Genomic DNA, 11,104 nt, shown 5'->3' with positions numbered 1-11,104 from the left:
GAGAGCGACGTTCGGCTCTCCCACTCATTCAGTCAGTCAGTAGTACGGACGGAGAGCGACAGCGCTCTCCACTCGGTTTTCGTGCGGTATCGCTACGTTTAAGCGCGCCAATCCGCTACGTCGAATCGCGCCAAGGTGGCAGAGTCCGGCCTAACGCAGCGGCCTGCAGAGCCGCCCACCGCCGGTTCAAATCCGGCCCTTGGCTTTCTGTACCCTCGACGCGGTAGCGATAGCGACCTCGGTCACTCGCCGGGTTGTTCGGGTGTGCCCCGAAGGATGCCGCGGAGTCCGGTGAGTGGGTCGCCGATCTTGATTCCGTGCTGGGTAATCTCGAACTCGCGGAGGCTGCGCTGGAAGTCGCTGGTGCGTTTCTTGAGAACGCCGACGACTTTCCGGAGCTCGCCGTCCATCTCGATGTAGCGGAGGAAGACGATGTTGTCGGCGAGGTAGCTAATCTCGCCTTCGGTGGCTTGGAAGTCGCCGGTGACGGTGGCGACTTCCTCGATGAGGACGACGGTGACGCCCATGTTCTTGAGGTAGCGACAGAGTCGGTGGAGTTCGGAGCGGAAGGTGTGTTCGTCGCCACGGATGGAGAGCTCGTAGCCGTTGATGCCGTCGATCATCACGAGCTGTGTGTCCGACTCCTCGACGTCGGTGCGGACGGTGTTGGCGAACTCCTGTGGTGTGTATTCGAGGGCTTCGATTTCCTCGATGGAGAGGGTTTCGCGTTCGACCATCCGGTCGACGGGGATGTTGACGGCGGTGCAGCGTTCGAGGAAGGTGCGTTCGTCCTCCTCGAAGAGGTAGATGGCGGAGCGTTCGCCGCGGCCGGCGGCCTCCTTCATGAACTGCGCGCCGGTGGTGGTCTTTCCGACGCCGGTCGGGCCGGAGATGATGCTGACGGTGCCGCGCTCGATTCCGCCGTGGAGTTGCTCGTCGAACTCGGGGATTCCGGAGGGGATGGATTCGGACGCGAACGGCCGGTGGTGGTGGCTCGGTTCGAGTTCGGGGTAGACGCTGAGGCCGCTGTCGCGGATGCGGAGCGTGTGCGTGCCGCTGCGGGTGCCGGAGCCGCGGAACTTGGGGACGGAGACGGTTCGTCCGGACCCGGTGTCGCCGAGTTCGATGACGCCGTCGGCCATGAACTGAAAGTCCTCGTCGCTGTGGGTGCTGGTGGCTTGTGTGGTGAAGACGAGGGTCGCGCCAACCTGTTCGAGGAAGCTGGTGAGCGCGAGGATTTGCTTTCGGAGTTGGTACTCGTCGGGTGCGAGGTATCGTAGTTGCGTCATCGGGTCGATGACGACCCGAGTGGGTTCGAGTTCGCGGACGCGTTCGGTGATGGCGTCGGTGAGTGAGCGTTCTTCGACCGTTCCGGGGTCGAAGACGGCGTACGTCTCGTCGTCGGTGAACGCGCTGGAGTCGGGGGTGAGGTCGAGGACCGCGATGCCGTCGATGTCGAGGCCGACCGCGGCGGCGTTGCGTCGGATGTCGGCTTCGGTCTCTTCGAGCGCGACGAAGAGGCAGTCTTCACCCCGCTCGACGCCGTCGATGAGGTAGGCGAGCGCGAGGAGCGATTTCCCCGTGCCGGGTCGGCCGCGGAGCATGTAGCTTCGTCCGGGAATGAGGCCCCCGCCGAGAACCTCGTCGAGGCCGGCCACGCCGGTGCTCGTGCGGTCGTCACTGTCGTCGGTCATTGGACGTCCCTGTATGCGGGGACGGTCGGAATAGCTCTTCCCCCGTCTCGGTCGTGGTCACTCGGCGACGTTCAAGTGGAGCGTGACGGACGGGTGTTCGTCGGCGGTCTCGACGTCGAACTCGCCGCTGGACTGCTCGACGGCCCACCGGAGCAACCAGAGTTCGAGCCGGTCGAGGTGGTCGAGCGGCGTCTCGGCGTCGTGGGCGACGATTTCGATGCCGTGTCGGCTCAGGGTGGTACCGCGGTCGGTCACGGTGAGACGGACGTCCCCGTCGCGTTCGCGGACCGTCACGTCGAGGTCGACTTCGGCGGTGTCCTCGAAGAGGGAGAAGAACCCGCGGAGGGCGGCGCGTAGGGAGGGGTGTCCGGCGACGGGCGCGCGTTCGGGGAGGTCGGTGACGACGTCCGCGCGTACTGCGTGCTCTCGGAGGGTCTCGACCTCGCTCTCGGCGACTTCGACGAGGTCGAACGATTCGCCTTCGGCCTTCTCGTCGGAGACGAGCGTGTCGAACTCGTACATCTGGGTGCCGATCTGGAGGAGTTCGTCGGCGGCGCGGCGGATGCGCTCTGCGTCCTCGCGCGTGGCTTCGCCGGTCTCGATTCGCTCCGCGTATCCGCGTATCACCGTCATCTTGTTCCGGAAGTTGTGCCGGAGGACGCGGTTGAGGACGGAGAGGCGGAGCTCGTGGCGCTTGCGCTGGGTGACGTCCTGCTGGAAGCCGAGGTAGTGGGTGATGCGGCCGGCGTCGTCGTGGATGGGGACGATGTCGAGGTGGTTCCAGAACGGTGTCCCGTCCTTGCGGTAGTTGAGTATCTCGACGGAGACGGGGTCGCCGCGTTCGATGGCGTCGCGGAGCGTCTCGACGGTCGCTTCGTCGGTGTTCCGGCCCTGGAGGAAGCGGCAGTTCCGTCCGACCACTTCGTCGGTGTCGTAGCCCGTGATACGGCTGAACGCGTCGTTCGCGTAGATGACGGGTGCGTCGTCCGCGTTCGCGTCCGCAATCGTGATGCCTTGGGCGGCGGCCTCGATGGCGCGGCGGAAGAGCCGGAGGCGTTGTTCGCGTTCGGCGAGGCGGAGCGAGGCGCGGCGCGTGCGGAGGTGGTTCTCGACGCGTCGATGGAGCTCGTCGCGTCCGACGGGGAGGGAGACGACGTCGTCGACGCCGTCGGCGTTCCACACTCCCTCGTCGTCGCGGGTCGTCAGCAGGAGGTGTGGGAGGTAGACGGGGTCCGCCTCGCACGCGTGTTCGACGATGGCCCCCCGATACGCGCCGAACGTCCGGTCGTCGAGGAGGCAGACGTCGTACTCGGGGGGGAGGTCGTTCGCGTCGCTCACGGGTTCGACGGCGTAGTCGGTGGCGCTCTCGAACCACTCGGCGAGTAATTCGCGGTCCCGCCCGGGAGACATGAGGAGCACCAGTCGCTCCGCGGCGTCGGGTTCGTGGAAGACTCCCCCCTCCCGGTCGTCCATGCGCGTACTTTTGCCCCCCCGATACTTCCCTCTGTGCCCTCCCCGCGTGTCCGCGTGCGTCAGACGCCGCTGACGGTCTCGCGGTACGCCCGGATGGACGCGAGGGCGTCGTCGACGGCCGCGGCGATGTCGTCGTCGTCCGTGTCGGACGCGATGTCCTGGAGCGCGTGCGTGTGTCGCGCGAGGCGTCCGTGGTCGGGGCCGCGCTCTCGCTCCGCGAGCGAGGCGAGGGCGTCGGCCTGCGTGGCCAGTCGGTCGCGCAGATCGTCGTCGTCGCAGTCCGCTGCGGCGCTGTCGAGCGTGTCGCTCGCGTCTCGGAGCTCGTCGATGACCATGTTCGAACCTTATCGAACGGCCGCCTAAACGTTTCGACGCGGTCCCGGCACGCCACTTACGTAGTCGCGTCGCCAAACACGCCCAATGAGTGACGCCGGCCCGCTGCAACCGGATCGCCCGGACGCCGAACACGAGTTCCGCGTCGACGCGCCGTTCGACCCGGCGGGGGACCAACCGGACGCCATCGAGGCGCTCGCGTCGGGCTTCGAGTCGGGGATGGACGCCCAGACGCTCCTCGGCGTGACGGGCTCGGGGAAGACGAACACGGTCTCGTGGACCATCGAGGAGGTCCAAGAGCCGACGCTCGTCATCGCGCACAACAAGACGCTCGCGGCGCAGCTCTACGAGGAGCTGAAGAACCTCTTCCCGGACAACGCCGTCGAGTACTTCGTCTCCTACTACGACTACTACCAGCCCGAGGCGTACGTCGAGCAGACCGACACGTACATCGACAAGGACGCCTCGGTGAACGAGGAGATCGACCGCCTGCGCCACTCGGCGACGCGCTCGCTTCTCACCCGCGACGACGTGATCGTCGTCGCCTCCGTCTCGGCGATCTACGGCCTCGGCGACCCGTCGAACTACGTCGACATGTCGCTCTCCGTGGAGCGCGGCGAGACCCTCGACCGCGACGAACTGCTCGCGCGGCTCGTCGACCTGAACTACGAGCGCAACGACGTGGACTTCACGCAGGGCACCTTCCGCGTTCGGGGCGACACGGTCGAGGTGTACCCGATGTACGGCCGCTACGCGGTCCGCGTGGAGTTCTGGGGTGACGAGGTCGACCGGCTGACGAAACTCGACCCCCTCGAGGGCGAAGTCGTCTCGGAGGAACCGGCGGTGCTCTTCCACCCGGCAGAGCACTACTCCATCCCCGAACAGCGCCTGGAGGACGCGATGGCGGAGATAGAGGCGGACATGGAGGAGCGCGTCGCGCAGTTCGAGCGCGAGGGCGACCTCCTCGCCGCCCAGCGCATCGAGGAACGCACGACGTTCGACCTGGAGATGCTCCAGGAGGCCGGCTACTGTTCGGGCATCGAGAACTACACGCTCTACTTCTCCGACCGGGAGATGGGGGACGCCCCCTACACGCTCCTCGACTACTTCCCGGACGACTTCCTCACGGTCATCGACGAGTCCCACCGCACCGTCCCGCAGATAAAGGGCCAACTCGCCGGCGACAAGGCGCGCAAGGAGAGCCTCGTCGACAACGGCTTCCGGCTCCCGACGGCGTACGCGAACCGCCCGCTGAGCTTCGAGGAGTTCGAGGAGAAGACGGACCGGACGCTCTACGTCTCGGCGACGCCGGACGACTACGAGCGCGAGCACTCGGGGCGGGTCGTCGAACAGGTCGTCCGCCCGACGCACCTCGTCGACCCCGCGGTGGAGGTCTCGCCCGCGGACGGCCAGATCGACGACCTCCTCGCGCGTATCCAGGAGCGCACCGAGCGCGACGAGCGGACGCTCGTGACGACGCTGACGAAGCGGATGGCCGAGGACCTCACGGAGTACCTGGAGGAGGCGGGTGTCGCCGTCGAGTACATGCACGACGAGACGGACACCTTGGAGCGCCACGAACTCGTCCGGGGGCTCCGCCTCGGCGAGTTCGACGTCTTGGTGGGTATCAACCTCCTCCGGGAGGGCCTCGACATCCCCGAGGTCTCCCTGGTGGCGGTCCTCGACGCCGACCAGCAGGGGTTCCTCCGCTCGCGGACGAGCCTCATCCAGACGATGGGGCGCGCGGCGCGCAACGTCAACGGAAAGGCGGTGCTCTACGCGGACGAGACGACGGACGCGATGGCTGCGGCGATCTCCGAGACGGAACGCCGCCGCGAGATACAGCAGTCGTTCAACGAGGAGCACGGCACGACGCCGACGACCATCGAGAAGGAGGTTTCGGAGGCGAACCTCCCCGGTGCCAAGACCGACGTGAGCGAGGCGACTGGCGGGAAGACCCCCGCGGACGCCGAGGCCGCGGCCGACCGCGTCGCGGAACTCGAAACGCGCATGGAGGAGGCGGCGTCGAACCTGGAGTTCGAACTCGCGGCCGACATCCGCGACCGCATCGCCACCCTCCGCGAGGAACACGATTTAGCGGGGGACGACGCGGACGACGGGATCGCCCCCGAACCGGACGCGGACTGGTAGTCGGGACTTACTCGACCTCTATTTCGACCGCCTCCGCGTCAGCGGGCGTCTCGATTACGTCCGCCAAGTCGAGCTCGACGAGGTCGACGGGGTTCGCGTCGAGCCCCCCGCCACGCTTCCCGCCCGTGCCGCCCGCGTGCCGGCCGTAGCGCCCGACGAGGCTCGTGAGTTCCTGCGGCACGACGTACGTCGTCGCCGCGCCCGCCCCGACGCGTTCGAGCGCGTCGAACCCCCGGTCGATGAGCGCGCGCTCGCCCATCGCTTCGGCGGCGCGGGCACGGAGGACGGTCGCGGCGGCGTCCCCCTGGGCTTCGAGGATGCTCGCGCGCTTCGCCCCCTCCGCGCGCAACACCGCGGCCGTCCGCTCGCCGAGGGCGCGCTCGACCGCCGCGCCGCGCGCCCCCCGGGCTTCGAGGATCGCGGCGCGCCGGTGGCGTTCGGCGGCGGTCTGGCGCTCCATCGCGCTCACAACGCCCTCGCTCGGCATGACGCGTTTCACCTCGACGGCCTCGACGGCGACGCCCCACGCCGCGACCGTCTCGTCGAGTTGCTCGTGAATCCGCTCGTTCATCGCCGCCCGCTCGCTGAGCGTCGCGTCGAGCTCCATGTCGCCGATGGTGGCGCGCAGCGACGTCTGCGCGAGGTAGGCGACGGCGTCACGATAGCCGTCGATTTCGAGGAAGGCCTTCTCGGCGTCGACGACGCTGAGGTAGACGACGGCGCTCGCGCGCACCGGCGAGTTGTCGCGCGTGATGGCCTCCTGGGTCGGCACCTCGACGGTCTGCGTGCGCGTGTCGAAGACGTACGTCTCGGTCACGAACGGGACGACGAGGTTGATCCCGGGGCCGAGAATCCCCTCGTACGCCCCGAAGACGGTGTACGGCCGACGCTCGTAGGCCTGCACGAGTTCGATGCTCTCGACGGCGAGGACGACGAGCGCGCTCAGAGCGAGAACGAGGAGGACGGCACCCGTCCCGACGCTGGCGGCGACGAGGAGCGCGCTCAGCGCGAGGGTCCCGACGCCGAGGTGCCACCGTCGCACGCGGGCGCTCGCGCGACCGAGCGCGCGGAAGAAACGCCGCATCGACTCGTCACCGGCCCCGGACATACGCGAACCATCCCCCTGCGCGGCCTTAGCCGTTGCCCCGCTATCGGGTGCGCCGCTCAGAGCCGGCGGTCGAGGCGTTCGGCGAGCGCGGGTCCGACACCTTCGACGTCCCGCAACTCCGCGCCGCTCGCCGCGCGAATCCCCTCGACGCTCCCGAAACGCCGGAGGAGGCGCGTTCTCGTCTCGGGACCGACGCCGTCGACGTCGTCGAGTGCGGTGTCGACGCTGTCGCGCAGGCTCTGGTGGTACTGGACGGCGAAGCGGTGGGCCTCGTCGCGGACCCGTTGGAGGACGTGCAACTGAGGGGCGTCCGTGTCCCAGTCGTGCGTCCCCTCGGGCGTGATGACGACCTCCTCGCGCTTGGCGAGCGCCACCGCAGGTATCTCCCACCCGGCGTCGTCGAGCGCGTCGAGCGCCGCGTCCAACTGCCCACGGCCGCCGTCGACCAGCAGGAGGTCGGGGTCCGGGCGGTCGTCGCGGCCCGCGACGGCGCGCCGAGCGCGCCACGTGACGAGCCGGTACATGTTCGCGTAGTCGTCGTTCTCCTCTTCGAGCTTCTTCCGGCGGTAGTCACCCGTCTCGGCGCTCCCCTCGACGAACGTCACGTCGCTCCCGACGACCGCCTTCCCCTGCGCGTGGCTGACGTCGACGCCCTCGATACGCGCCGGCCGTCGGTCGAGACCGAGCGCGTCGCGCAGCGCCGAGAGCTCGTCCCGGCCGCCCGCGCGCCGGTGGGCGTTCTTCAGCGCGAGGTCGACGAGCTTCGCCTCGCGGCCCGCCCCGGGGACGCGGACGGCGACGCCCTCGGCGTCGAGCCACGCCCGCAGGTCGTCGTCGCCGGGGTCCTCGGGGAGCAAGAGCGCGTCCGGGAGCGCGCGCTCGGCGTAATACTGCGGGACGAACGCCGCGAGGACGTCCGCGACGCGCTCTTCGCCCTCGGGCGCGGTGAGCGTGTGCTGGTCCCGGTCGACGAGCTGGCCGCCCTCGCTGTGGAGGCGCGCGACCGTCGCCGTGTCGCCCTCGACGGCGACCCCGAGGACGTCGACGTGGCGCTCGCCGCCCCGCGACGCGACGGCCTCCCCGCCCCCGCCGTGGAACGCCCGCACCGCGTCGAGTCGGTCGCGGAGGTTCGCGGCGCGCTCGAACTCCTGCTCCCGGGCCGCCCGCTCCATCTCGCGCTCGATGGGGTCCGCGAGCGCGCCCGTCTCGCCCTCGAAGAAGCGCTTCGCGGCCGCGACGTCCTCCGCGTACGCCTCGCGGTCGATTTCGCCCGTGCAGGGCGCGGTACAGAGCCCGATGTCGTGGTCGAGACACGGCCGCTCGCGCCCCTCGAACTTGTGGTCCGAACAGCCCCGCAGGCCGTACGTCTCCCGTATCGCCTTCACGACCGTCTCGACGCGCCCGTGGTCCGTGTAGGGGCCGTACGCCGTCGCGCCCTCGTCGGGGTCGCGCGTCACCTCGATCCGCGGGTAGGCGTGCGCGGTGAGTTGGACGAGCGGGTAGGACTTGTCGTCCTTCAGCCGGACGTTGTACTTCGGCTGGTGGCGCTTGATCAGGTTCGCCTCCAGGAGGAGGGCCTGGGTCTCCGTGTCCGTCACCGCGAAGTCGAGCGTCTCGGCGCGCTCGACCATCCGCGCGATTCGTGCGGAGCGAGGGTCGGCGTACGAGCGCACCCGCGCACGGAGGTCGACGGCCTTCCCGACGTAGAGCGTCGTCCCGTCGTCGCGCTGGAACTGGTAGACGCCGGGCTCCGCCGGCAGGGAGCGTGCGGCCTCGCGCACCGCCTCGTCGTCCATCATCCACGCGTAGTCGACGCGGCCGTTTGAACGTCGCGCTCGCCGCACTCGATTTTCGTCTCCTCTCTCGTCTCCCCTCCTCGCCCGCCCTCGTCGACGCCGACCCACAGAGCCAAACGCCCGCGGCCCCACGGGCGACGTATGAGCGACGACGACAGCGTCCGCGTCTGGTTCGTCGGCCGCGAGTACACCGACAAGGGGATGCTCACGGTCCGCTACGCGACCCCCGACGGCGAGGCGCGCTTCGAGAAACAGCAGTCGCTGAACGCCCCCGACCCGACCGCCGCCCGCGACGTCGACCCCGCGAAACTCGCGCCCGTCGAGGACGCCGACGCCGCCGAGCGATACCGCCGCGAGGTCGAGCGCGTCCGCGAGTCGAACGCCCCCGACGACCACGTCTGACGTGCCGGACGCCGACGCCGAGCCGGTGTACGCGACGCGCCCGCTCGTCGCGGCGCTCTGCGACCTCGCGGCCGACGCCGAGCCCGAGCGGCTCTCGGTCGCGCTCACGACGCGACCCGCCGGCGACCTCAACGCCGACGACGGTCCGGGCACGCGGCTCGCCGACGTCCCCGCCGACACGCCCGTGTTCGCCGAGTTCTACCTCCCGGACGCCGGGGGCTCCATCGCCGCCGTCTTCGGCGTCGACCTCGCCACGCCCTCGGGACGCACCCGCGGGCGGTTCCTCTCCCACCCGCGTGGCGACCCCGACCCCTCCCTCACCGACGACCTGGCGGCGCGCCTGTTCGTCGCCGTCCCGCCGTGGTCCGCCGAGGACGTCCGCGCCTACGACCGCCGCGGCCGGCGCGACCTCGTCCTCCTCGCCGCGAGCGCGCCCGAGGAGACGGTCTGACGGCTCGACGCGCCGAAGCCGACGGTCGAATCGCCCTTGAGGGCCTTTTCGACAGATACTGCAAAAGCGCGCCACACGGGACGCGTCCCGTTCTCTTCCGCGAAACCGAAGGGTCCGCGTTTATCCTCACGCCTCCTCCGTCGGCGTTCGGTACCTCGCGGCTCCTCGCTACCGCTCGAAAACCGCGTTTCTCACGGGTCGCATCGCTCCCCGTTCGGTACTTCGCGGCTCCTCGCTACCGCTCGAAAACCGCGTTTACTCCAATCCGAGGAGGTCGTCCACGAGCCCCTCGGGGTCGAAGCGCTGGAGGTCGTCGTACCCCTGTCCGGTCCCGAGGAAGAGGATGGGTTTCCCGGTGACGTACGCGACGGAGATGGCGGCGCCGCCCTGCGAGTCCGCGTCCGCCTTCGTCAGTATCGCGCCGTCGATCTCCGCGGCGTCGTCGAACTCCCGCGCGCGGTTGACCGCGTCCTGCCCGGCGACGGCCTCGTCGACGAAGAGCGTCATGTCGGGGTCGACGACGCGGTCGATCTTCGCCAGCTGCTCCATCAGGTCGTCGGAGGTGTGGAGCCGGCCCGCGGTATCGCCGAGGACGACGTCGACGTCGTTCGCCTCGGCGTACTCGACGGCGTCGTAGATGACGGCGGCGGGGTCGCCGCCCTGCTCGTGCGCGATGAGCTTCGTGTCGAGGTTCTCGGCGTGCTCGCGCACCTGCTCGTTCGCGCCCGCACGGTAGGTGTCGCCGTTGGCGATGACCGAGGAGAACCCGCGCTCGTCGAGGTAGTTCGAGAGCTTCGCGATGCTCGTCGTCTTCCCGACGCCGTTGATGCCGGTGAAGACGATGACGAGGGGCTTGTCCGCCTCGGCGACGCGCTCGTCGAAGTCGAACTGCCCGACGCCGATGACGGAGAGGAGCGCGTCGCGCAGCGCCTCGTCCACGAGGTCGCCCGTCGACTCCGTGAACTTCCGCTCCTGACCGACGAGCTCCGTCCGAATCTGGTCGAGGATGGCCTCCGCGACGCTCATCTCGACGTCGCTCTCCAGGAGCGCCATCTCCAACTCCCAGAGCGGGTCCTCGAGGTCCTCCTCCTCGATGACGACCCGCCCGCGAACCGCGGACTTGGCCTTCTTGGCGAAACCGAAGCCGGAGGACGACGACTCCTCGCTCTCGGACTTGCCCTCGCTGTCGGGTTCCGTTTCGGACGCCGCCTCGGCCTCGTTGTTGGGTTCCGTTTCGGCGACGCTCTCGCTCTCACGCTCGCTCTCCTCAGAAACCGCCGCGGTCGCGTCTTCGTCGGCCGCCGCGACCGACGCCGTCGTTTCGGGTGCGGCTTCGGTGGCGGACGCCGACGCCGCGCTCGCTTCGGTGTCGGGTTCCGTTCCGGACGCCGCTTCTCCGCCCGCGTCCGCGGCGTCGCTCGATGGCGCACGCTCGTCGGCAGACGGCTCCGCCGACGTGTCCGCGCTCGCGTCCGCTTCCGCCGCCGCGGACGTGGATGTGGACGTGGTCGCCGTCGTCTCGGACGCCTCTCGCGCCGCGGCGTCCGCCGCCTGCGTCTCCGTTTCTGCTTCTTCGCTCGGCTCCGCCTCGGCCGTCTCCTCGTCGGCCTCGACCGCCTCGGCGTTCTCCTCCGCGACCTCCTCGGCGTCCTTGCGGAACCGACCGAGCTTCTCCTTCAGCCCGTCGAACATGGGG

Annotated in this window: 9 protein-coding genes and 1 tRNA gene; 4 read left to right on the top strand and 6 right to left on the bottom strand. The window is 69.5% G+C overall.

The window, feature by feature from the left end; all coding sequences use genetic code 11:
* Positions 1 to 129: 129 nt before the first annotated feature.
* A tRNA-Cys gene (locus IEX84_RS03575) sits at positions 130 to 205 on the top strand.
* Positions 206 to 242: 37 nt separating this feature from the next.
* Here IEX84_RS03575 and IEX84_RS03570 read toward each other — a convergent pair.
* The 3 genes from IEX84_RS03570 to IEX84_RS03560 are packed head-to-tail and all read right to left on the bottom strand — an operon-like array spanning position 243 to position 3,502.
* Positions 243 to 1,694, bottom strand: a complete 1,452-nt coding sequence (locus IEX84_RS03570) for an ATPase domain-containing protein (RefSeq protein WP_188869859.1) — start codon at positions 1,692 to 1,694, stop codon at positions 243 to 245.
* Between the two features lie 57 nt (positions 1,695 to 1,751).
* On the bottom strand, positions 1,752 to 3,167 hold the full coding sequence (locus IEX84_RS03565) for a PAS domain-containing protein (protein ID WP_188869857.1): 1,416 nt from the start codon (positions 3,165 to 3,167) through the stop codon (positions 1,752 to 1,754).
* Positions 3,168 to 3,226: 59 nt separating this feature from the next.
* The gene (locus tag IEX84_RS03560) at positions 3,227 to 3,502 is read right to left on the bottom strand and encodes a DUF7553 family protein (RefSeq protein ID WP_188869855.1); all 276 of its coding nucleotides are present in this window, start codon (positions 3,500 to 3,502) and stop codon (positions 3,227 to 3,229) included.
* A gap of 85 nt (positions 3,503 to 3,587) precedes the next feature.
* Between IEX84_RS03560 and uvrB the strand changes: the two genes are divergently transcribed.
* Positions 3,588 to 5,651 carry an excinuclease ABC subunit UvrB gene (uvrB, locus tag IEX84_RS03555; RefSeq protein WP_188869853.1) on the top strand — a complete coding sequence of 688 codons (2,064 nt, stop codon included), beginning with the start codon at positions 3,588 to 3,590 and terminating at the stop codon, positions 5,649 to 5,651.
* A 7-nt stretch (positions 5,652 to 5,658) separates the two neighbouring features.
* On the opposite strand, the gene IEX84_RS03550 is transcribed toward uvrB, so the two are convergent.
* Entirely contained in the window at positions 5,659 to 6,759 is a 1,101-nt protein-coding gene (locus IEX84_RS03550) for an SPFH domain-containing protein (protein ID WP_188869851.1), read from the bottom strand.
* Between the two features lie 56 nt (positions 6,760 to 6,815).
* Positions 6,816 to 8,555: an excinuclease ABC subunit C gene (locus IEX84_RS03545; RefSeq protein WP_188869850.1), complete on the bottom strand. Its 1,740-nt coding sequence runs from the start codon at positions 8,553 to 8,555 to the stop codon at positions 6,816 to 6,818.
* 141 nt (positions 8,556 to 8,696) lie between these two features.
* Between IEX84_RS03545 and IEX84_RS03540 the strand changes: the two genes are divergently transcribed.
* Both IEX84_RS03540 and IEX84_RS03535 read left to right on the top strand, forming a co-directional pair.
* The gene (locus IEX84_RS03540) at positions 8,697 to 8,957 is read left to right on the top strand and encodes a hypothetical protein (RefSeq protein WP_188869848.1); all 261 of its coding nucleotides are present in this window, start codon (positions 8,697 to 8,699) and stop codon (positions 8,955 to 8,957) included.
* 1 nt (position 8,958) lies between these two features.
* Positions 8,959 to 9,408, top strand: coding sequence for an MPN domain-containing protein (locus IEX84_RS03535; RefSeq protein WP_188869846.1), 450 nt, complete (start codon positions 8,959 to 8,961; stop codon positions 9,406 to 9,408).
* A gap of 255 nt (positions 9,409 to 9,663) precedes the next feature.
* Here IEX84_RS03535 and ftsY read toward each other — a convergent pair whose 3' ends face one another.
* Positions 9,664 to 11,100, bottom strand: a complete 1,437-nt coding sequence (gene ftsY, locus IEX84_RS03530) for a signal recognition particle-docking protein FtsY (protein ID WP_188869844.1) — start codon at positions 11,098 to 11,100, stop codon at positions 9,664 to 9,666.
* Between the last annotated feature and the right edge of the window lie 4 nt (positions 11,101 to 11,104).

This window comes from Halarchaeum rubridurum (assembly GCF_014647115.1).
Classification (GTDB): Archaea; Halobacteriota; Halobacteria; order Halobacteriales; family Halobacteriaceae; genus Halarchaeum; species Halarchaeum rubridurum.
This window is presented reverse-complemented; position numbering and strand designations above follow the sequence as displayed.

What these genes read in the sequence shown, in the direction of transcription:
- IEX84_RS03570 (WP_188869859.1), bottom strand. Translation starts at nt 1,694, where the DNA reads ATGACCGACGACAGTGACGACCGCACGAGCACCGGCGTGGCCGGCCTC.
- IEX84_RS03565 (WP_188869857.1), bottom strand. Translation starts at nt 3,167, where the DNA reads ATGGACGACCGGGAGGGGGGAGTCTTCCACGAACCCGACGCCGCGGAG.
- IEX84_RS03560 (WP_188869855.1), bottom strand. Translation starts at nt 3,502, where the DNA reads ATGGTCATCGACGAGCTCCGAGACGCGAGCGACACGCTCGACAGCGCC.
- uvrB (WP_188869853.1), top strand. Translation starts at nt 3,588, where the DNA reads ATGAGTGACGCCGGCCCGCTGCAACCGGATCGCCCGGACGCCGAACAC.
- IEX84_RS03550 (WP_188869851.1), bottom strand. Translation starts at nt 6,759, where the DNA reads ATGTCCGGGGCCGGTGACGAGTCGATGCGGCGTTTCTTCCGCGCGCTC.
- IEX84_RS03545 (WP_188869850.1), bottom strand. Translation starts at nt 8,555, where the DNA reads ATGGACGACGAGGCGGTGCGCGAGGCCGCACGCTCCCTGCCGGCGGAG.
- IEX84_RS03540 (WP_188869848.1), top strand. Translation starts at nt 8,697, where the DNA reads ATGAGCGACGACGACAGCGTCCGCGTCTGGTTCGTCGGCCGCGAGTAC.
- ftsY (WP_188869844.1), bottom strand. Translation starts at nt 11,100, where the DNA reads ATGTTCGACGGGCTGAAGGAGAAGCTCGGTCGGTTCCGCAAGGACGCC.